The organism is Bacillus sp. FSL R7-0166, assembly GCF_038008935.1.
In the GTDB taxonomy this organism is placed as follows: domain Bacteria; phylum Bacillota; class Bacilli; order Bacillales; family Bacillaceae; genus Bacillus; species Bacillus altitudinis.
This window is the reverse complement of sequence record NZ_JBBPAC010000001.1, coordinates 3,509,902-3,530,965: the sequence shown is the minus strand read 5'-3', so window position 1 is coordinate 3,530,965 and position 21,064 is coordinate 3,509,902. Positions and strand designations below refer to the sequence as shown.

The 21,064-nt window shown below is 43.9% G+C and carries 23 protein-coding genes; 19 read left to right on the top strand and 4 right to left on the bottom strand.

Annotation, left to right across the window (positions count from 1 at the left end):
* The first annotated feature begins 43 nt into the window (after positions 1-43).
* Positions 44-469, top strand: a complete 426-nt coding sequence (locus NST01_RS18360) for a YwqH-like family protein (RefSeq protein WP_007497950.1) — start codon at positions 44-46, stop codon at positions 467-469.
* 47 nt (positions 470-516) lie between these two features.
* On the opposite strand, the gene NST01_RS18355 is transcribed toward NST01_RS18360, so the two are convergent.
* Positions 517-714: a hypothetical protein gene (locus NST01_RS18355; protein WP_017358669.1), complete on the bottom strand. Its 198-nt coding sequence runs from the start codon at positions 712-714 to the stop codon at positions 517-519.
* A gap of 137 nt (positions 715-851) precedes the next feature.
* Here NST01_RS18355 and NST01_RS18350 point away from each other — a divergent pair, with 137 nt between their 5' ends.
* From NST01_RS18350 to NST01_RS18315, 8 genes are all read left to right on the top strand, one after another.
* Positions 852-2,849, top strand: a complete 1,998-nt coding sequence (locus NST01_RS18350) for a BglG family transcription antiterminator (protein ID WP_341042361.1) — start codon at positions 852-854, stop codon at positions 2,847-2,849.
* A 49-nt stretch (positions 2,850-2,898) separates the two neighbouring features.
* On the top strand, positions 2,899-4,209 hold the full coding sequence (locus NST01_RS18345; RefSeq protein WP_017368333.1) for a PTS sugar transporter subunit IIC: 1,311 nt from the start codon (positions 2,899-2,901) through the stop codon (positions 4,207-4,209).
* 15 nt (positions 4,210-4,224) lie between these two features.
* Positions 4,225-5,289, top strand: coding sequence for a mannonate dehydratase (uxuA, locus tag NST01_RS18340; RefSeq protein ID WP_079919719.1), 1,065 nt, complete (start codon positions 4,225-4,227; stop codon positions 5,287-5,289).
* Positions 5,286-6,719, top strand: coding sequence for a glycoside hydrolase family 1 protein (locus NST01_RS18335; protein ID WP_341042358.1), 1,434 nt, complete (start codon positions 5,286-5,288; stop codon positions 6,717-6,719). Before uxuA ends, NST01_RS18335 begins: the two co-directional genes overlap by 4 nt.
* A 12-nt stretch (positions 6,720-6,731) precedes the next feature.
* Positions 6,732-7,055 carry a PTS sugar transporter subunit IIB gene (locus tag NST01_RS18330; protein WP_008345616.1) on the top strand — a complete coding sequence of 108 codons (324 nt, stop codon included), beginning with the start codon at positions 6,732-6,734 and terminating at the stop codon, positions 7,053-7,055.
* Between the two features lie 19 nt (positions 7,056-7,074).
* On the top strand, positions 7,075-7,404 hold the full coding sequence (locus NST01_RS18325; RefSeq protein WP_008345614.1) for a PTS lactose/cellobiose transporter subunit IIA: 330 nt from the start codon (positions 7,075-7,077) through the stop codon (positions 7,402-7,404).
* Positions 7,405-7,469: 65 nt separating this feature from the next.
* Complete coding sequence (locus NST01_RS18320; RefSeq protein ID WP_017368329.1) at positions 7,470-8,324, top strand: polysaccharide deacetylase family protein; 855 nt, start codon at positions 7,470-7,472, stop codon at positions 8,322-8,324.
* 170 nt (positions 8,325-8,494) lie between these two features.
* The gene (locus NST01_RS18315; protein ID WP_017368328.1) at positions 8,495-8,860 is read left to right on the top strand and encodes a VOC family protein; all 366 of its coding nucleotides are present in this window, start codon (positions 8,495-8,497) and stop codon (positions 8,858-8,860) included.
* A gap of 69 nt (positions 8,861-8,929) precedes the next feature.
* Here the strand turns inward: NST01_RS18315 and ribD are convergent, their stop codons facing one another.
* From ribD to NST01_RS18300, 3 genes are read right to left on the bottom strand one after another with little or no spacing between them, the layout of a single operon-like run.
* Positions 8,930-10,021, bottom strand: coding sequence for a bifunctional diaminohydroxyphosphoribosylaminopyrimidine deaminase/5-amino-6-(5-phosphoribosylamino)uracil reductase RibD (ribD, locus tag NST01_RS18310; protein WP_007497931.1), 1,092 nt, complete (start codon positions 10,019-10,021; stop codon positions 8,930-8,932).
* Positions 10,008-10,769 (bottom strand): GTP cyclohydrolase II, encoded by a 762-nt coding sequence (locus NST01_RS18305; protein WP_008345606.1) that lies wholly within the window; start codon positions 10,767-10,769, stop codon positions 10,008-10,010. Before NST01_RS18305 ends, ribD begins: the two co-directional genes overlap by 14 nt.
* Positions 10,747-11,640, bottom strand: coding sequence for a VOC family protein (locus NST01_RS18300; RefSeq protein WP_017358676.1), 894 nt, complete (start codon positions 11,638-11,640; stop codon positions 10,747-10,749). The genes NST01_RS18305 and NST01_RS18300 overlap by 23 nt, the downstream gene beginning before the upstream one ends.
* A gap of 179 nt (positions 11,641-11,819) precedes the next feature.
* Here NST01_RS18300 and NST01_RS18295 point away from each other — a divergent pair, with 179 nt between their 5' ends.
* The 10 genes from NST01_RS18295 (at position 11,820) to NST01_RS18250 (ending at position 21,063) form a co-directional block, all read left to right on the top strand.
* Positions 11,820-12,152, top strand: coding sequence for a winged helix-turn-helix transcriptional regulator (locus tag NST01_RS18295; protein ID WP_007497926.1), 333 nt, complete (start codon positions 11,820-11,822; stop codon positions 12,150-12,152).
* A gap of 372 nt (positions 12,153-12,524) precedes the next feature.
* Positions 12,525-12,983 (top strand): NEAT domain-containing protein, encoded by a 459-nt coding sequence (locus tag NST01_RS18290; RefSeq protein WP_007497924.1) that lies wholly within the window; start codon positions 12,525-12,527, stop codon positions 12,981-12,983.
* A gap of 20 nt (positions 12,984-13,003) precedes the next feature.
* Positions 13,004-13,660, top strand: coding sequence for a heme uptake protein IsdC (gene isdC / locus NST01_RS18285; protein WP_017358678.1), 657 nt, complete (start codon positions 13,004-13,006; stop codon positions 13,658-13,660).
* 19 nt (positions 13,661-13,679) lie between these two features.
* The gene (locus NST01_RS18280; RefSeq protein WP_341042350.1) at positions 13,680-15,578 is read left to right on the top strand and encodes an NEAT domain-containing protein; all 1,899 of its coding nucleotides are present in this window, start codon (positions 13,680-13,682) and stop codon (positions 15,576-15,578) included.
* 77 nt (positions 15,579-15,655) lie between these two features.
* The gene (gene isdE / locus NST01_RS18275) at positions 15,656-16,543 is read left to right on the top strand and encodes a heme ABC transporter substrate-binding protein IsdE (RefSeq protein ID WP_008345594.1); all 888 of its coding nucleotides are present in this window, start codon (positions 15,656-15,658) and stop codon (positions 16,541-16,543) included.
* 33 nt (positions 16,544-16,576) lie between these two features.
* Positions 16,577-17,563 carry a FecCD family ABC transporter permease gene (locus NST01_RS18270; protein ID WP_017368325.1) on the top strand — a complete coding sequence of 329 codons (987 nt, stop codon included), beginning with the start codon at positions 16,577-16,579 and terminating at the stop codon, positions 17,561-17,563.
* Positions 17,550-18,320, top strand: a complete 771-nt coding sequence (locus tag NST01_RS18265) for an ABC transporter ATP-binding protein (RefSeq protein WP_008345591.1) — start codon at positions 17,550-17,552, stop codon at positions 18,318-18,320. Before NST01_RS18270 ends, NST01_RS18265 begins: the two co-directional genes overlap by 14 nt.
* A gap of 26 nt (positions 18,321-18,346) precedes the next feature.
* Complete coding sequence (srtB, locus tag NST01_RS18260; protein WP_341042349.1) at positions 18,347-19,096, top strand: class B sortase; 750 nt, start codon at positions 18,347-18,349, stop codon at positions 19,094-19,096.
* An 18-nt stretch (positions 19,097-19,114) separates the two neighbouring features.
* Positions 19,115-20,053, top strand: a complete 939-nt coding sequence (locus NST01_RS18255) for an ABC transporter substrate-binding protein (RefSeq protein WP_241511628.1) — start codon at positions 19,115-19,117, stop codon at positions 20,051-20,053.
* On the top strand, positions 20,050-21,063 hold the full coding sequence (locus tag NST01_RS18250) for a FecCD family ABC transporter permease (RefSeq protein WP_035702526.1): 1,014 nt from the start codon (positions 20,050-20,052) through the stop codon (positions 21,061-21,063). The genes NST01_RS18255 and NST01_RS18250 overlap by 4 nt, the downstream gene beginning before the upstream one ends.
* The last annotated feature ends 1 nt before the right edge of the window (position 21,064 follow it).

Sequence of the window (21,064 nt, the reverse complement as noted above, 5' to 3'; positions counted from 1 at the left end):
CTGACGCCGTGCTTTCTTATGAGGTCTAATAGAGGTGGATGACATGAGTTTATCCGAGATGCTGCACCATCTGCATATGGGGATTGAAAACAAACGTGCAGAATTTGACGAAATGATCTCTCGGTTAAAGACAGCCAAAAGTAATATTCGAACAGAACAAGATCTTGCGCAGTCTGACATAAAGGAAATCAAGAAGCCTGCTCTAGATTCGTCATGGAAAGGTGAGAGAGGAACGGACTTTCACCGTCATCGGAAAGAAGCCTATCACGTGCTGCACGACATTGTGAACAATGAGTATGAAACCTATATTACGGAGATAGACCAAAAAATTATGCACTTTGAGTTAAAAAAAATGGAACTCGCTGTCGCTAGTAATTTTGCAGGAAGAGCCCAAGATGTGATGGAAAAAGGCGAGGATTTTGCAAAGGATGTCAAACATTTAATTGAACGGGGCTGGAAAGCTCTTTAATAAAATAAACGAAACAGCCGGCTGAACAAGCGGCTGTTTTTTTTGGTTTAGTCACATCCGCCGCTACCACCTGAATCACCACCGCAGGAGGCATCAGAAGCGTGATGTGTATACGAATCAGTATAGTTACTGGTTGTTGAACTGTGATGTGCAGAATGCTTAGAAGATGAACGCTTATCTTTTGGTGTAAACATGTGGGCGGTAATGGCGCCTAAAGAAGCTAGTATGATGATGATAACAAACATGATGTATCCCTCCTCTTGTTTCATATTCATACGTTTGAGCCATAACAAAGTTCCCGGTCGGAAAGAAAAACTGGGCAAAGAGTTCTATTTTCGTTTATGATGATAGGCAAAAGTAATTGACCAAGGGAGGGGAGTCTATGTTATCTCTACGTCAGGAGGAGCTGTTGAGGCGGTTAATGCAGGCAGAGCAGGAGCTGACAGGTGAAGAAATTGCACGCCTGATAGGCGTCACATCACGAACAGTTCGAACAGATATGAAAGCGCTTAAATCAATATTAGAAGTACATGGGGCAACACTTCATATGAAACGTGGAGCAGGGTATACATTGACTGTCGAAGATTATGGAGCATTTCGTACTTTTTTGAAAAACTCAATGAGAGAAAGAAATGAAAAAAAGAATCAAGTTATTCCAAATCAGCCGGAGGATCGTATCTCTTATTTATTGAGAAGGCTTTTATTGTCCGAAGACTATATGAAATTAGATGAATTGGCCGAGGAATTATTTGTGAGTGAATCTACTGTGAAAAATGACCTGAAAGCAGTCAAGCATCTATTTTCTTTACATGGACTTTCTGTTGCACACCGACCTAAATATGGACTGAGGCTGAGTGGAGATGAAATGAAATTAAGGTATTGTCTAGCTGAGCATGTGTTTCAGCAAGAGCATCCGAACCCTGCCCTTTTACCTGAAGAAACGTATCAATTGATTCAAGATATGGTGCGTTCACGTACAAAGGCAAGCGGCCTTCATGTCTCAGAGATCGGTTTAAGCAACTTAGTGACACATATCGCCATTGCGTGCAAACGAATTGAAGAGAAAAAATTGGTGATGATGCCGGAAGGAGAACTCAAAGATATTCAAACACAGCCCGCTTTTCAAGTGGCGAGGCAAATGGCAGAAGATATGCGTCACGTACTCGGTATAGATTTTCCATTATCTGAAATGGCCTATATTGCGATTCATTTAATGGGGGCAAAAATGATGGCGTATGGAGAAACGGGACACACGCTATTTCACATGCTTGATGAAGAGCATTTCCGTTTAACTCATCAATTACTTGGTTATGTCGAAGAGCACATGTCACTTGATATTCAGACAGACAAGGAATTGATTGTGGGACTAAGTCTTCACCTGAGATCAGCGATTCATCGGTTCCGATATGATATGAACATCCGTAACCCCTATTTATCAGACATAAAAAGGCATTATCCGATTGCTTTTGAAGCAGGTGTCTATATGGGAAGATGGCTGAAGGAAAAAGAGAATGTAGAGATTCATGAAGATGAAATCGGATATTTGGCGCTGCATATTGGTGCTGCCATAGAGCGGACAAAAACTCAGACTGTGAGGAAAAAATGCTTGATTGTGTGCGCAACGGGTGTCGCGAGCAGTCAGCTTCTTCTCCATAAGCTGAAGGCCGCCTTTAGCGAAAGGCTAGAGATTGCTGGAACTGCAAGTGTCAGTGACCTTTTGTCGTATGACTTGAGAAGTATCGATTTCATTATTAGTACCATCCCTCTTCAGAACACACTACCCGTGCCAGTGATTGATGTACATACGATCCTCAGTGAAGATGATATGTCGAGGCTGAAACGATTTGTGCAGGGGTCACAAGAAATGGGGGTCTTGCGATATATCAGTCCGAAGATGACTTTTTTTCAGCAAGATCTACAAACAAGGGAAGAGGTTCTTCAATTTTTCGTGACTGTATTGCAGGAACAAAACCGAATCCCGGATGATTTTGAACAGCTATTGTTGGAAAGAGAGGAAGTGTCGCCTACGTCGTTCGGTCATTTGGTCGCGATCCCTCACCCAATCAAACCGGCAACAGATGATACGTTTTGTGCGATCTGTACGTTGAGGAAACCAGTGCTGTGGGGCGACGATCGGGTACAGGTCGTCTGTTTGTTAAGTATACAGAAGACGTATCAGAAAGAATTGCAGTCACTTTATCAATTTCTTGTGCGTTTGACAGAGCAGAAGGAAGTGGTGGAGCAAATCATCAAAGCTGCTTCATTTGAAGAACTGACGGCGGCGCTGCACGTGTTGGAACAGCCAGATGAAAAAAAAGACACCCATTTCCGCATCTGTGAGGAAAAAGATTGGATGTTAATGAAAGCGCTTTTAAAATAACATCAAAAAGGAGGATGATCACGAGTTTTTGTAAAGGGGGAGACGGATCATGAGCTTTAAAGAGAGAGCGGCCGACGTCATGGGACATGTCGCTTATCGTATTACAAATCAGAAATATATTATGGCGATTAAGCAAGCATTTGTCACATTAATGCCAATTATCATTACGGGGGCATTTGCTGTACTGGTCGCAAATATGATCATGAGCCCGGAAACGGGGCTTGCCCATTTTGAGATATTCAGGTTTTTAGCAGAGCTTCAGCCAATTATGAAGGCAATCAATTATGCCACGCTGAACTTTTTAACGATCGGGGCTGTGTTCCTTATCGGGATTGAGCTCGGGAAAATCAATGGACACAAATCATTGTTCCCAGGATTAATGGCATTGATTTCATTTATATCCGTTATTCCGACGACACTTCTTCTTGAAGTCGATGGATCAATGCGTGAGGTTGTCGATGTGTTGGCGAGGCAATTCTCCGATCCAAAAAGCTTATTTTTGGGTATGATCATTGCCATCGTCTCTGTAGAGATCTTTTGTAAGCTTACCGAGGTGAAGTGGCTGCAAATTAAGATGCCAGATTCTGTTCCATCAAATGTGGCGACATCTTTTTCTTCACTTTTCCCATCAATTATTACGATTACAATCATTAGTTCATTCGGATTTGCGTTTCACCGTCTGACAGGCATTTATTTGCATGAAGCGGTGTATAACGTCGTGCAGCGTCCGCTTGAAAGTGTTGTGCAGGGACTGCCTGGTATTTTAACGTTAATGTTTGTGGCTCAATTTTTCTGGGTGATCGGTATTCATGGCAACCAAATGATTAAACCGATTCGCGAGCCGCTCTTATTAGGATCAATTGCAGTGAATATGACAGCATTTCAAGAGGGCAAAGAGATTCCAAATATTATCACGATGCCATTTTGGGATGTGTATATGAGCATTGGTGGTTCGGGTGTGACGATTGGTCTGTTGATCGCCATTTTTATAGCGGGTAGAAGGGAAGAGATGCGTAGCATTGCCAAGCTTTCATCAGGACCTGGACTGTTTAACATCAATGAACCAGTTATTTTCGGATTACCTGTCATGTTGAACCCTGTGATGGCAATTCCGTTTATCGTTACACCACTCGTGACAGGTACGATTGGTTATATCGCAACCGCTACAGGTTTTGCCGGGAAAGCGGTGGTGATGGTGCCGTGGACGACACCTCCGATTGTGAATGCTTGGCTGTCTACCGCTGGCAGTATGGGGGCTGTCATCACACAGCTTATCTGTATTGTTGTCGCTGTTTTCATCTATTTACCTTTTGTCCTCTTATCCAACCGGAAGCCAGAATCAGCACCTGATTCAGAATAGAAGGAGGGCTCATGAATGAACATGCAATTTAGATGGTATGGCAAAGAAGATCCTGTCTCCCTTTCATATATTCGGCAAATTCCCGGCATGAAAGGGATTGTCAGTGCAGTCTATGATGTGCCGGCTGGTGATCTGTGGCCGGAGGAAAGTATTGCTCATTTAAAAGCGGAAATCGAACGCCATGATCTTGCTTTTGAAGTCGTAGAAAGTCTCCCGGTCCATGAAGATATTAAGCTGGGAAAGCCTAGCCGAGATGTTTATATCGAGCATTATCAAGAAAATATCCGGAGATTAGCAAGGCATGGTGTGAAGGTCATTTGTTATAACTTCATGCCAGTCCTTGATTGGACACGAACACAGCTCGATTTCCCACTAGCTGATCAATCGACGACCCTTGTTTATTTTCAGCATCAGCTTGAACAGATGGATATAGAAAAAGATCGACTTTCCTTACCAGGATGGGATACGTCTTATACGCAGGAAGAAATGAGAAAGTTGATGGCTGCATACAGGGCATTGGGTGCGGAAGGGTTGTTTGAGAACCTAGACTATTTCTTGGGAAATATCCTTCCAGTTGCAGCGGAAGAGAACATGAACATGGCACTGCATCCAGATGACCCTCCTTGGAACATATTTGGTCTGCCCCGCATTGTCAGTTGTGAAGAACAAATAGATCGTATCCTTCAGCTCGATGAACGCTCACAGCATGGACTGACCTTTTGTTCCGGTTCCCTAGGCTGTAATGCTAAAAATGATGTTCCTTCACTTGCGAGAAAGTATGCCAAAAAAGGGCGTATACACTTTGCTCATTTACGCAATGTCAATTTGTATGAAAACGGTGATTTTGAAGAGTCGGCACACCTGTCGTCAGCAGGTAGCCTCGATATGGGAGCGATTGTGAACGCATTGTTTAAGGAAGGATTTGCTGGATATGTTCGGCCAGATCATGGACGAATGATCTTTGGTGAGACGGGCAGACCTGGCTATGGATTATACGACCGAGCACTTGGAGCTATGTATTTACAAGGGATGTGGGAAGGACTTCAAATTCACACGAAGAAAGGTCAGGTGGCAACATGAACAAAATCGACATACCCAATGACTTTATTCTAGGTGCTGCGGCTTCTGCTTGGCAGACGGAGGGTTGGAAAGGGAAGAAACCGCATCAGGATTCGTATATAGACCTTTGGTATAAGGAGGGGTATCACGTATGGCACGAAGGATACGGACCAGCAGGAGCAACGAATTTTTACGAGCGCTATCCTGAAGATGTAGCCCTTATGAAGGAAATTGGGTTATCTCATTACCGGACATCGATCAATTGGTCGAGGTTTCTCATCGATTACGAGAATGGAATTGTAGATGAGACCTATGCTCGTTATATTGATGATTTCATCAATGAATTACTTGAAGCAGGTGTAGAGCCAATGTTTTGCTTAGAGCATTATGAGCTTCCTGCCGTTTTGCTTGAAAAGTACGGCGGCTGGTCATCTAAACATGTTGTCGAGCTGTTTGTTCTCTATGCAGAAAAGGTGTTTGAACGCTATGGAGACCGGGTCAAACATTGGTTTACCTTTAATGAACCAATTGTTGTTCAGACTCGTGTGTATCTAGATGCTATTCGTTATCCTTTCGAGCAAAATACGAAGAAATGGATGCAGTGGAACTATCATAAAGCCTTGGCGACATCAAAAGTGGTGAAGCTTTTTCAGGAAATGGGCTTGAAGGAATCAGCCGGTGCAAAAATCGGGGTCATTCTCAATCCAGAAGTGACGTATGCGAGATCGACTGCCTCGCATGATCAAGAAGCTGCCCGCATGTATGACTTGTTTTTTAATCGCGTGTTCTTAGATCCCTCCATTAAAGGCGAGTATCCAGAAGAACTGCTTGATGTATTGAAAAAGCATGACATTCTTTTCGATGCAACGGTAGAAGAGCTTCAGATCATTAAAGATCATACAGTCGATGTGGTCGGTCTTAATTTATACTATCCGCATCGCGTTAAGGCACCTAGCAAGGCTTGGAACGAAAATACACCGTTTCATCCATCTTATTATTACGATCTATTTGAGCTCCCAGGGAGAAAAATGAATCCATTCAGAGGCTGGGAAATCTATCCGAATATCGTCTATGATATGGGCATGAGAATAAAAGAAGAATACGGCAATATCGAGTGGTTTGTGGCTGAAAACGGTATGGGGGTCGAGCAGGAAGAGCGGTTTAAAAACGAAGATGGCATCATTGATGATCAGTACCGAATTTCATTTATCAGCCAGCATTTGAAAAAAGCCCTCCAAGCGAAAAAAGAAGGTTCAAACTGTAAGGGATATATGCTCTGGGCTTTTACGGATAATGTCTCGCCGATGAATGCATTCAAGAATCGCTACGGATTAGTAGAGATCCAACTGGAGAATGAACGGAATCGTCAGATGAAAGCGTCAGGGTACTGGTTCAAAACATTAATCCAAACGAGGAAATTAAGGGATGAACCAGATGTCATTTATCAATAGGAGTGATGGGATATGAAGCGAATCATTCTCGCTTGTGCAGCAGGAATGTCGACGTCGATTGTGGTATCTAAAATGAAGGCAGCCGCAGAAGGAAAAGGGCTGGATTATGAAATTTATGCGATACCTGAAGGGGCCATTGCGGACGAATTAGAAGAGCATGGGGACGATGTAAAGGTCATTTTGCTAGGGCCGCAAGTTAGCTTTATGAGAAAGGCAGCAGAAAAAACAGCGGCACCTTATCATATACCTGTCGATGTGGTAAATGTAAGATTATATGGAACAGCGAATGGAGAAAAAATTCTAGAACATGCACTGAAACTAGCAAATGAATCTTGAGCAATCGGAGGAGAAGCAGATGACGGTATTAGAGGAAATGCAGGGAGCAGCCTTTCAAATCATTGCCCATGCAGGTGAGGCACGAAGCCATTATGTAGAAGCCATTCGTCTAGCAAGAGCGGATGACTTTGAAGCAGCGCAGCAGTTGATTGAAAAAGGGGAGGAAGCGTTTCGAAGCATCCATGACCTGCACTTGTCGCTGATACAAAAAGAGGCGGCAGGGGAACAGCTTCCCTTTTCTTTACTGCTCATACATGCAGAAGACCAAATGCTCACAACAGAGACCATCCATCTGCTTGCCATTGAAATGATCGAAATGTGTAAAAAAATGAATACCCTGTCAAAATAGATATCAGTTATTAACCAATTTCTGTTATAATCATTCGGTAGATAAAGAGAAAGCAGGATTGGTGAATGAAAAAAACATGTATGTGGCTTGCAGTTGGTCTAGTCATGCTGCTCATTTCGGGCTGTATGGGTACGAAACAGCAAACAGAAGGAAACCAGCAAGCCATCAAAGAGGTAAAGGGTCAAGTACAAACGAAAGAAACAACAGAAACGCACCAAATTGAAGCGGCAGAGATAGACAAACAAAACTGGATTCAGCAAAAGGAACCCGTTGCACTTCCAATCTTGATGTATCACAGTATTTCCAGCGGTAATTCGTTACGTGTGCCAAAAAGCGAATTTGCGGCTCATATGAAATGGCTGAAAGACAACGGCTATGTCACGCTGTCGCCGAAAGAGGCATATCAAGTTCTCGCGACCAATTCGACACCAAGTGAAAAGTATGTTCTTATCACATTTGACGATGGATATACGGATAACTACACAAAGGCATTTCCGATTTTAAAGGAATATGGAATGAAAGCCACGATTTTTATGATCGAGCAGTCCATCGGCCGCCCGCATCATTTAACCGATGCCCAAATGGATGATATGGTGGCGCATGGTATTTCAATAGAGAGTCACACCATTCATCATTTAGAGCTCAATCGTTTATCACAGAAGCAGCAGGAAGAAGAATTAAAAGGATCGAAGGTATTCTTTGACCAGCGGTTTTCTCAACAAACGGTCATGGTCAGCTATCCGGTCGGTCGCTATAACGAAGACACGCTGAAGCTGGCGAAGGAAGCAGGATATGAAATGGCTGTAACCACTGAACCAGGACATGCGAAAAAGGAACAAGGCATGATGTCCTTACACCGCCTGCGCATTTCACCGGGACTTTCACCCGAAAGCTTTGGCAGGCTGATAGAGGGAAATTGATCAATATTAGATCACAGATGTTTCACATGAAACATTTTACGACACGTTTCGTGGAGATGATTTGTGGATCGACAACATCATAGGGCTTGAGTACACATCTAGATATATTCTTCAGACGTGATCGTCACACATAATGTTTTTTTAATGATGTGAAAAGGGAGAGAGCAAAGATGTCAAATTTTCTTGGAATTGATCATGTCCAGTTAGCTGCCCCAAAGGGGAGTGAAGAGAAGGCACGTTTGTTTTTTGGGGAGATTCTAGGAATGAAGGAAATACCTAAGCCTGTTCACCTAGCAAAACGTGGTGGTGTTTGGTTTCAGTGTGGCAATCAACAGCTTCACATTGGCATTGAAGATCAGTTTCAAGCAGCGAAAAAAGCTCATCCAGCTTTTCAAGTAAAAAAATTATCAAATGTAAAAGAGACATTAATGAAACATCATATTCTTATAAAGGAAGATCAGCCGTTAGATGGAGCCATCAGGTTTTATGTAGATGATCCATTTGGAAATCGAATTGAATTTTTAGAGAGACTGTAGAAAATAAATCTTGTGAGAACCAATAAGGATGTCGAGAAAATCTCGACATCCTTATTTTATGAAAGTATGTTATTGATAAACAGGATAACCCGTTATCTTTATATCTTTTCCCAGCGGTTCAAGAGAGAGTTGATCCAGTTCAATTGCATCACTCATGAGGCGTATGCCTTCGCCTCCGAAAAAAGAAGGAGAGAGTCGTCCGCCAATGAGCTTAGGTGCCATGTAGATGACGAGTTTATCGACAAGCTGCTGCTCCAAAAATGAGGCATTGATTTGTCCGCCGCCTTCAATCATCAGGGAGGAGACATTTCTTTCTCCGAGCACTTGAAGTACTTCTTGTAAGGGCACCCGGATATCGCTATCCGTCATGATGACACTGACGCCAGCTGCTTCTAAAGCGGCTCGTTTTTCTTCATCGGCTTGTTTTGTTGTGAAAATCCATGTTGGTGCCATCTGATCTGTGACCACCTTTGCTGTCAGCGGGATAGACAGTTTAGAGTCTAAGACAATTCGAATCGGATGATGACCGTTTGGAATGCGTGCTGTTAATGAAGGATCGTCGTGAATGACGGTTTGCGCACCGACCAAGATCGCATCGTTGATACTGCGAATGTGATGTGCATCATAACGGGACGTTTCTGATGTAATCCACTTGCTGTCAGACGTAGCAGATGCAATTTTTCCGTCTAACGTAATGCCTGCTTTGAGTGTCACGAAAGGCGTTTTTTTCGTAATAAAGTGGTTGAACACTTCATTCATGAGAATGGATTCCTGCTCCATGACGCCTGTGATGACTTGAATGCCTGCATCTTGTAAAATGGCAATCCCGCGCCCGGCAACAAGCGGGTTCGGATCCAGTGCAGCAACGACAACTTTTTCTACGCCAGCTTTCACAAGTGCTTCAGCGCATGGGCCTGTGCGGCCATGGTGGGAACAAGGCTCTAGTGTTACATAGATCGTGGCACCTTTTGCCTTGTCTCCAGCCATTTTAAGTGCATGAATTTCTGCATGTGGTTCGCCGGCCTTCATATGCGCCCCGACCCCAACAATTTCATTTTCTCGCACAATCACAGCCCCGACGAGCGGATTGGGAGATGTCTGACCTTTCATTGCTTCGGCATTTTCAAGGGCTAGTTTCATATATCGCTCATGATGTGGCAATCGTACGCACCTCTTGATCCGCCTTCATATGGCCTGAGCGGTTAATTTTTGTCTGCAAGTATTTCTCATTGAACTCAGAGACATCGCCCCAAAGTGGAATCCGTCCAGAAAGAGAAAGGCCTGCATGGCTGATGGCATCCGTCTTTTTCGGATTATTTGTGATGAGTCTGACTGGCTTTGTACGCAATGTTTGAAGAACAGCAATCGCTTCTTCATATTGACGTGTATCATCTTCAAAGCCTAGTGCTTCGTTTGCTTCTACTGTATCGTAGCCGTTTTCTTGCAAGATGTAGGCCATGGCTTTACTGAAAAGACCGATCCCGCGTCCTTCATGGTTGGCTAAATAAAACAGTGCGCCTGCTCCATTGTCCTCAATCATTCGCATAGACTGTTTCAATTGGAACCCACAATCACAGCGTTTGCTTCCGAAAATATCGCCGGTGTGGCAGATGGAATGCATGCGGATCAGCGCTTCATCCGCATGTTCGAAATCTCCGTAAACAAGGACACTTGATTGCTGGTGATCTGCAAGCTCACGGGAGGAAAGGCTTTCGATTAAAGCTTCATCTGATAATGGTTCTTTCCCATCGTCTTTTAACCATGAATACCAGTTAAACATGACCGTTCTACCGTCTAAATTCACTGGCAGTTTAATAGGTCCAGTGATATATATAAATCCGTCTTCTTGCTGTACTCGTTTGATTTTATCTTTTAAAATAGCTGTTTTAACCTCTGTGTGTTTGTCCATATTCTACACCTTCTTTTTTGTCTGTTTCTTCAATCTGTAAACGAACGAGAACGCCAAATGGATCAATAAATTCGTTGCTTTTTCCTGTCGTGTTCATGTGAACACCTGCTTTTGTCAGACGTTCGACGACGGATGTTCTATCGTCTTCTTTTGGGAAAACCAGTGTATAGCTTCTAATTCCTGAAAAACGTGGATCAATGGCTCCTTTTCTCCCGCGTCCCCATGCATTAAAGGCAAGGTGGTGATGATAGACGCCACCAGCAACGAATAAGCTGGCTGGGGGAGCCATTCGGATATGAAAACCGAGCGTGTTCACATAAAAGGAATCGGCTTCTTCTGGGTTGAGATGGAAATGCAAGTGTCCCATGATTGTACCAGCCGGGAGTCCTTCCCAGGTGGAATCAGCGGCTTCTTGCAGGAGACCATCTCCATCAAGCGGGGCATTTCCGCCACCTTTCAGCTCTCCATGCTCACCTACCCATATGTCCTGAGGACGATCAGCATAAATCTCAACGCCGATGCCATCTGGATCACTTAAATAAATGGCTTCACTGAAAAAGTGATCGCTTGCTCCAATTAAAGGATAGCCTTTTTTGATCACATGCGCCAGCCATGTGCCCAGGTTTTTTCTGGTAGGTAATAAAACCGCAAAATGATAAAGTCCTGGCTCATGATCCGGCTTCTCTTTCAGCTGCACATCTTCTTTCAGCACAAGGATTGGTTCCTTTGCGTTGCTGCCAAGCGTGACAGTAGAATCCGTCTGTTCTAATAAAGTAAAACCTAAAATGTCTGTATAAAAAGGCAAAGAACGCTCAAAGCTGGACACATGTAATTCTGTTACACCTAATCTTACCTGCTCTATTGTATTCAAAGCTCGGTCATCTCCTTCATGTTATATGCATCTGTATGTTCAATGGTTTATTGAAAATTGATAAAAATGATTACCTTGTTACTTTTAGTAACTAAACTATATAATAGTTAGTGACTTATTTCAAGTAATTAATTATGTTATAATGAAAAAAAGTAGAGAAAAGCAGGAGGGAGTAAAGTATGGCTCAAGTAGATGGCTGCCCAATTACAGATGCCATGGAGATTTTAGGGAAGAAGTGGGTGATTCTCATCATCAATCAGCTTTTGACAGGGCCAAAACGTTTTTGTCAGCTAGAAAATGAAATGAACATCAGCGGACGGTTATTATCAGAAAGGCTGAAAGATTTAGAAGCTGAAGGACTTGTTGAGAAAAAAGTATATCCCGACATTCCAGTGCGGATTGAATATGAACTAACAGAACAAGGAAAGAAAATTGAACCAGTCATACGGGAAATGTATGCTTGGTCTTTAGAGCGAAAAAATAGTGAAAAGGGTGAACATGTCCCTTCTTAATCGACTTCGATCAGTGTCCCTGATCGATTTTTTTTTGTGATTTTCCAGAAATCTAAGTCAATAGTATGAAAAATGATGTTGACAATAATTTCATTCATCATATAATATCAAGGAGAAGAGGGTTCTTTTCCCTGTAATGGAATGGGGGAGGTTATGCCATGGTATCATGAATGGGACAGATTACCTAAACCGTGTATCACTACATCATGTAGCAGCAGACATCTTTGACTTGTCGAAAGCAAAGATTTATTTTTTAAACTCAATTGATAATGATTATCATAATCATTTATGAGTGTGATTCATACGCTGATAAAGGTTATTTTTTTTATTGTCTATTGAGAATAATTATCAATATCAATTAGGAGGATATATATGAAATCACTTCGTTCAGCATCACACGTCTTATTATTCTTTAGCTTTGTTCTATTGTTTGCTCTAGCCCCGGTTAGCTCTGCCTCAGCAGCAGGCTTAGCAGATGGTCAATATTCAGCACAATATGTGGTATGGAAAGCAGACAGTGATTCAACGTCAACTGCAAATACGTATTTTGAAAAACCAGCTAAGCTTGTTGTGAAGGACGGAAAAATCAAAGCGCAAGTCACGTTAACGAACAGCTCTTGGATTACAAGCTTTAAAACATTGGATCAAGGTGTCTACAAAGATGCGAAGGTGATCAGTACAAACACAGCTGCTAATAAGAGAACGGTAGAGTTCAATGTCAACAGCCTGACAGATGTTGTACCAGCTAAAGTGAGTGTGACTGTACCGGTCATTGGATATACAGGCAATTACGATATTCGCGTCAAGTTTGATGCAGCAACTGTTCAATAAAAAGGGAGGAAATTCATCTGATGAAAAAATGGATCAGGATGCCAGCCTTTGTGGCTGCATTATTGCTGGCACTTATACTGCCTTTTTCAAATGCACAGGCTGCTTCATTAAATGATGGTACATACTCCGTCAATTACACTGTGATGAAGGCCGAAGGGACTGCCGTTTCGATGGCAAATGATTACTGGCTGAAGCCGGCAAAAGTGATCGTGAAAAATGGCAAGCTGACTGTGCAAATGACCATTAAAAACAGCAGCTGGGTAACGGAATTTAAAGTGCCGGGAAATGGCGGCTATGTCGATACGACGGTTCTATCAACGAATAAGAAAGCCAATACAAGGCTTGTCCAATTCCAAGCACAGAGTTTGTCTAAACCAATCAAGTCAAAAATCCATGTCACAGTCAAATCCGCTGATTATGATCACGACTATACCATCCAGCTGAAATTCGATGAAAGCAGCATCAAGTCACTTTCTTCTGACAGTTCAAAAGAAACAGCAGGTGCAGCAAAACATCAAGAATCATCAAAAGAAACAACCAAAACAACTGATTCATCCACCAAAACAAAACAAGAAGAAAATCCTCAAACTGGTGATACAAGCCAGATGGGATGGCTCCTTATGCTTGTCTTATGTTCAGGCGGGTTTTTAGCGAGAAAGTGGATCATCAAGCATTAACGGAAGGAAGTGTCATCTTTTGAAACGTCTTTTTCATCTACAGACAGCTATTCTGCTCGTTTTATTCAGTTTGTTGACTGCGTTTCAGCTGCCTCAAGGAACGGCTCAGGCGGCAACATTGGCTGATGGTGAATATACGGCCGGATTCACCATTTTAAAAAATGGCAGCACTGAAGCATCCATGATGGATACGTATACAGAAAAGCCAGCTAAGCTCGTCATCGAAAATGGTAAGACGACTGCCTATCTTACACTGAAGCAAAGCAAAGAAATCACAGATTTCAAGGTCGAACAAAATGGCTCTCTCGTCACCACTGAAACGGTCAGTGAAGATGAGACAGCGAATACGCGTGTGATCAAATTTGATGTAGCCGATGTATCAGCCAAATTAAATGGCTGGGTCAAAATTTACTGGGACTTAGGCGGCTTTATTTATGATGAGGCGTATGACGTACAGCTCGCTTTCGACGAGAGCAGTCTCACACTTGTCACGCCTGCGAAGCCAGACGATAGTGAAACAACACCTGATGATCAAAACGGCACGACGCCAGGCGACAGCGAAACAAAGCCGGATGATCAAAACGGCACGACGCCAGGCGACAGCGAAACAAAGCCGGATGATCAAAGCGGCACGACGCCAGGCGACAGCGAAACAAAGCCGGATGATCAAAGCGGCACGACGCCAGGCGACAGCGAAACAAAGCCAGATGATCAAAACGGCACGACGCCAGGCGACAGCGAAACAAAGCCAGATGATCAAAACGGCACAACACCAGTTGATTCGACACAGAACCAATTAAAAGATGGTGTGTATCGTATCAACTACAGTGTGCTGAAGGGCGATGAGGATGAGGTATCTCGGATGAGCCAATACTTCTCACATCCAGCATCGTTAACCGTTAAAAATGGAACGCAAACCGTTTCCTTTACGGTGAAGGATCATACGTCAGTTGATTCTTTGAAAATAGAGAAAAACGGTTCTTATCAAGAAGTGAAAAACGTGAGCACAGATCAAGCAAAGAACACAAGAGTGGTTTCATTTGAAGTGTCTGATCTGAAAAAAGCAGTTAACGGAAAAGTACACATTGTAGTAGCAGCCGCTCACTATGATCAAACGTACGATATTCGTTTTCAATTTGATTCAAAAAGTATCGTTCCACTGAAGGACGGTCAAATAGAGGAAGAAACACCGGCTACACCAGAAACACCAAAACCAAATAAACCAGCACCAGACACAACGAACGGCGGAACGAATCAAGAGACAGTTCAGCTAAAAGACGGAGTGTACAAGCTTCCTTTTTCAATGAAGAAAGCAGACAAAGATGAGCTTTCTCGCATGAACGATTACGTCGTGAGCCCTGCGACATTGGTGGTGAAAAATGGCCGCCATTTCGTTTCATACACTGTCAAGAATAGCTCAGCCATCACGTCGTTCCAAGTAGGAACCGGCGGTAAATTTGAAGAGACGCTAGTTGCAAAGGCTGATCAAAAAGCAGATACACGAGTGATTCAATATGAAGCAAAAAGTTTGAGTAGTGATCAGGCAGCACGCGTGAAAATTGACATTCCAGCTGCCAATTATCATGAGCAGTACGATGTCAAACTTGTCTATGATACGAAAGGCATCGCAAGTGGTGAAGGAAGCGGAATTGCGACGGTGATCGGAGACGATGAGAGCATCGGCTTTGTGAAAAATCCGAATGATCACGATTCTCAACCAAACCAGCTTGCGAATCTCGCACCAGAGGAAACGGGCGCAGAGCAGATGACCTTTACGCCATCAGATGACCAAACCAAGTCTGAGACAGGTCAGCTGAACCCGAAAACAGGAGATACTTCACTTCTTTGGGTGTACATTCTTTTATTCGGCTGGTCACTATTCGTGCTCGTCAGAAAGTATCAAACTCGTACAAGATAAAGAATCTATTTTAAGTGAGGTGCGCCATTCATCTCGGCGCATCCACTTCCTTTTTTTCGAAAGGAGGCTTCCGTTTTTTGAAGCATCGAATGTTATGTACCCTGATTACGGCTCTATGTGTGTGCGTCTTCTTAGCAGGCTGCTCACAATCAGCTGAAAGCTCAGCGAAAGGCAAAAAAAATGCAGCATCAAGTGCCCGCATTGTGGCAACGACTGTAGCTGCTGCTGAGATCATGGATGCGCTAGAGGTGGATCTTGTCGGGGTGCCAACAAGTCAAAAATCCTTGCCGGCTCGATACAAAGGACTCCCAGCAGTCGGTAACCCAATGAGCCCGGACATGGAAATCATCCAATCACTTCAACCGACAGATGTCCTGTCTGTCACGACCCTTCAATATGATTTAGAAACGCCTTTTCAACAAGCTTCTGTCCCTGCGACATACCTCAACCTTGAGAGCCTGGACAAGATGGAGAACGCCATCACAAAGCTTGGAGAAAAATATGATAGAAAGACACAAGCGAAACGCATTGTGGATGATTTTGAACAAAAAAAGAAAGACATACAAGAGAGAACGAAGGGAAAGACGAAGCCATCCGTTCTCATTTTGCTTGGTGTACCAGGCAGTTATTTAGTGGCAACAGAGAATTCCTATATCGGTGATCTTGTGCGTATTGCAGGAGGAAAGAACATCGTAAAAGGTGAGAAAATGGAGTATTTGGCATCCAATACGGAGTATTTACAAAAAGCCAATCCAGATATCATTCTCCGAGCCGCACATGGGATGCCGGATGAAGTCGTCAAAATGTTTGATCAAGAATTTAAAACAAATGATATTTGGAAACATTTTAATGCGGTCAAACAAGACCGGGTGTACGACCTCGAAGAAAGCTTATTCGGGACAACAGGCAACTTAAAGGCAGCAGAGGCATTAGATGAATTGACTCGTATGTTGTACCCGTCATAAGCGGCGAATCTTAATGATAAAAGGACGTTCAAGATGAAAAAAACAGGGATTTTATTTCTGATAGTCAGTCTCTTACTAGCCGGCGTATTTATTTATTCCGCCATTACGGGGAGCATTCATGTTACACCGATTGAATTATTGGAAGGGCTTATGACCGGTCAACATGCACAGGTAGAAATCATTAAAGATTTAAGAATCCCCCGCATGCTCATTGCGATGTTTACAGGGGCGGCTTTATCTGTCTCCGGTGTCCTCTTGCAGTCTGTGATGAGGAATCCATTAGCAGATGCCGGTGTTATTGGTATTTCATCAGGAGCTAGCTTCTTTTCTTTAATGGCAATTACAGCGCTTCCTCAATTTTATTTCTACTCTCCTTTATTTTCAGTTTTAGGCGGGGCAATTGCCTGCTTCCTAGTATACGTGTTGTCTTGGAAAGGCGGCTTAAGCCCGATTCGAATGATTTTGGTGGGGATCGCCATTAATGCCATGTTTACAGGGATGGCAGAAGCGTTTGTGACCATTTGCAGCTATTTCAATATCACCATTAATCAGTCGGGACAGTCGAATCTGACGATGAAAACGTGGGGAGATGTCCGTTTAATCGGTGTCTATGGCCTTATTGGGCTTGTGGTTGCGCTTTTCTTTAGCAGATGGTGTAACTTGCTTGCCCTTCAAGATAAGACGGCGAAAAACTTAGGATTGCGTGTGACCAGAATGCGCCTTTTGATTTCAATCACGGCGGTGTTATTAGCAGCGGTGACTGCTGCGGTAGCGGGCGTGATTGCCTTTGTCGGTTTGCTCATTCCCCATATCTCTAGAAGGCTCGTCGGTTCGGACCATCGGGTACTGATTCCATTTTCTGCGTTAAGCGGGGCCTTGCTCATTTTGACGGCTGATACGCTCGGCAGAACGCTTGTGGCACCAAATGAAATCCCTGCTTCTACAATCATGGCTGTCATTGGCGGGCCGTTTCTGATCTTTTTATTAAGAAGGGGGGATCGTCTGCATGGACATTCGTGAGGTGTCGTTTTCCTATGATCGGCAGAGGGACATTGTTCAATCGGTCACCACGCACATCGAAAAAGGAAAAATCACGACCATTATCGGTCCAAATGGCTCGGGCAAATCCACGCTGCTTTCCTTGATGGCACATAACCATTGTCCACATAAAGGACAGATTCATTTAGATGGGCAAGAGCTGAATGCGTTCAAGCCAAGGGAACTCGCGAGAAAGCTGGCAGTCGTACATCAGCAAAATGAAGCGCCGCTCGATTTAACGATCGAACGAGTCGTGGCATTTGGGAGAACGCCCTACCAGACGATGCGCGGCAGTGACAAGGAAGAGGATGAGAAAGCAATTGAGTGGGCACTGTCCTGTACAAAGCTGACGGATAAGCGAAAAGTGCCTCTCGCCTCATTGTCAGGCGGAGAACGGCAGCGTGTATGGATTGCCATGGCTTTAGCGCAAAAAACACCGATCCTTTTCTTAGATGAACCGACGACTTATTTGGATATGTATTATCAATTTGACATTCTGGAGCTCATTCGAGAGCTCAATGTCGAGCATGGATTAACCATCGTGATGGTCTTGCACGATATGAATCAGGCGATTCGCTATAGTGATGTCATCATCGCCATGAAAGATGGGCAAATCATCCGCGAAGGACGGCCAAATGATGTGTTAACAGAAGAGATGGTGCGGCACATTTATCATGTGTCCGTCACAATTAAGCAGGATGCAGAAACAGGGATGTATATCGTGCCTGTAGGCATATAAGTTGTGCAAAAAGCAGGTGAGACAGTGTGAAACGAGGGAAAAGAATCGGGCAGCGAATGCTGACGATCGTCTGTTTAGGTGTTTTTCTATATAGCGGTACTGCCATTGGCTTGGAGCTCTTAGGCTATTATCAAAATCGTCAGGTGCTTGCAAAGGCTCAGACACTTTACACACACGAGGATGGAATGAAACAGCGAAAACCTGGAGAAATTCGTCAGTCATTTGATGATTTGCGAAAGGTGAATGAAGACATTGTCGGTTGGATTGATATGAAAGACACGATGATTCAGTATCCAATTGTTCAGTCAAACGATAATGCATTCTATTTAACTCGTAATTATGTAAAGGATGACACACGGGCAGGCAGTATCTTTATGGATTATCGTATTGACGTCTTGCATGAAAGTCCCAATACAGTGGTGTACGGTCATCGGATGAGGGATGGGTCTATGTTTGCTGGTCTCACAAACTATTTGAAAAAAGATTTTTTCCAAGATCATCGCACATTTCAGTACGATACGCTGTACCAAAGCTATGAAGCAGAGATTTTTGCTGTGTATGAGACGACAGTCGATTTCGATTATATTCAGACTGATTTTCAGGATCTTGCTGAATATGCGCACTACTTGCAAGCTGTGCGTAAGAAGTCCATCTATCAAACGAAAACAGACGTATCCACAGATGACTTGATTCTCACATTATCGACCTGTGATCACGTGCTGGCACCTAAAAACAAGCGTCTCGTGGTACAGGCGAAGCTAAAGAAAGTTTACTAGAAAAGGAGAGACAGACGGTTGAAATGTTTACATGTGATTTTGGCAGGACTCGTCGTCGTGCTTCTCCTCGGCGGATGCAGCCAGGCGGCGCCGGCCGAGAATGGGAGCGGGCATGGTGCGCTCAACATTCAGGATTTTGCCGGCAGAACATTATCGTTTCATGAATCACCTGAACGGATCGTCTCGTTGTCAACTGGCGACATGAGCATCATTTATGCCTTAGGTGGTCAAGTTGTCGGCCGGCCAACTGCCGAATTGCCAGACAATCTACAAAAGGCAAAGTCCGTACAATCAATTGGCACAACCCATCAATTTGATGTCGAGCTGATCACGAGTTTAAAGCCCGATGTGGTGCTTGGGAATGAATCATTAAACAGCAAGGATATCTCTACTATAGAAGGAATTGGTTCACAGCTTCTTTTGACAAGTGCCAACTCAGTGAAGGATATCCAGCGTCAAGTTACTTTATTTGGTGATTTACTTGGAAAGCAGCAAAAGGCCAAAGCGCTCAATACTCAAATCGATCAGCGGATTAAGCAAGTGAAGCAGCCTGAGAAAAAAGTAAAGACGCTCGTTGTATATGGTGCGCCCGGCACATATATGGCGGCACTTCCACAATCTTTAAGCGGTGATCTGCTGCGGATCGCTGGTGGGGCGAATATTGCTGAAAATGAACCAGCACTCGAAAAGTTTCCGCAATATGCACAAATCAATGCAGAAAAGGTAATCGAGGCCGATCCAGATCTCATTTTGCTGATGACACACAGCAATCCTGAAGATGTCAAAGCAGGCTTTATGAGTGAAATGAAGCAAAATGCGGCGTGGCACGATGTATCAGCTGTCAAAAATGGACACGTTGAGATTCTGCCAAGTGACCTATTTGGGACAAATCCAGGCGCAGAAGTCATCAGAGCGATCGATGAATTAGAGAAGAAATTGAAGCGATTGTCATCATGAAGATGAATGCAGAACTAGATTTTCAAAAAAGGCAGTCAAGACGAAAATGGCTGTTACCAGGATTGTTTCTCTCTTTATGTGTGGGCGTCTGTCTAGGACTTGCGGTAGGTTCTGTCCAATTATCTCTGACGGATTTAATGGCTGTCTTCACGGGATCAGGTCTGCCTGTTCATGAAAAAATTGTCATGGATTTACGGCTGCCCCGTGTGCTCATTGGTTTTCTCGTTGGGGCCTGCCTCGCTGCATCAGGGGCGATTTTACAAGGAGTTGTCCGAAATCCACTGGCTGACCCTGGGATCATTGGTGTGACTGCGGGCGGCGGGTTAGCTGCTGTACTCAGCATGATTGTTCTTCCACAATTCACGTATTTGCTTCCGGCAGCCGCTTTTCTGGGCGCCTTATTAGCAGCTCTTGTCGTGTATATGCTGTCATTTGATCAAGGGGTTTCACCGCTTAAATTGATCTTGGCAGGTGTTGCCGTCAATGCCTTGCTCGGTGCGGTGATGAATGGGTTTATGGTGCTTTATAGTGAGCGTGTGCAGGCTGTTTTGCCTTTTCTATCAGGGGGATTAAACGGACGGAGCTGGCATCATCTTAGCTTTGTGTCGCCATATGCGCTGGCTGGATTATGTCTTTGTTTTTTCGCCATTAAACCGTCCAATCTCCTTTTGCTTGGCGATGAATCGGCTCAACTATTGGGCCTTCGAGTAGAGCGGACTCGATTTTTTCTCATTACGCTGGCCGCTCTTTTAGCTGGAGCGGCTGTCAGTGTCAGTGGTTTAATCGGTTTTGTCGGGCTTGTTGTGCCCCATTTTATCCGTCTTTTAATCGGAGATGATTACCGGTATTTGCTGCCGATTTCAATGCTTGGAGGGGGCGTGCTTGTGGTCTTTGCCGATACAGCAGCACGGGTCTGGTTTACACCGGTTGAATTGCCTGTAGGGATCTTGCTTGCTTGCATCGGTGCACCTTTCTTCCTCTATTTATTAAAAAAGAAAGGGAGGGGTTAAG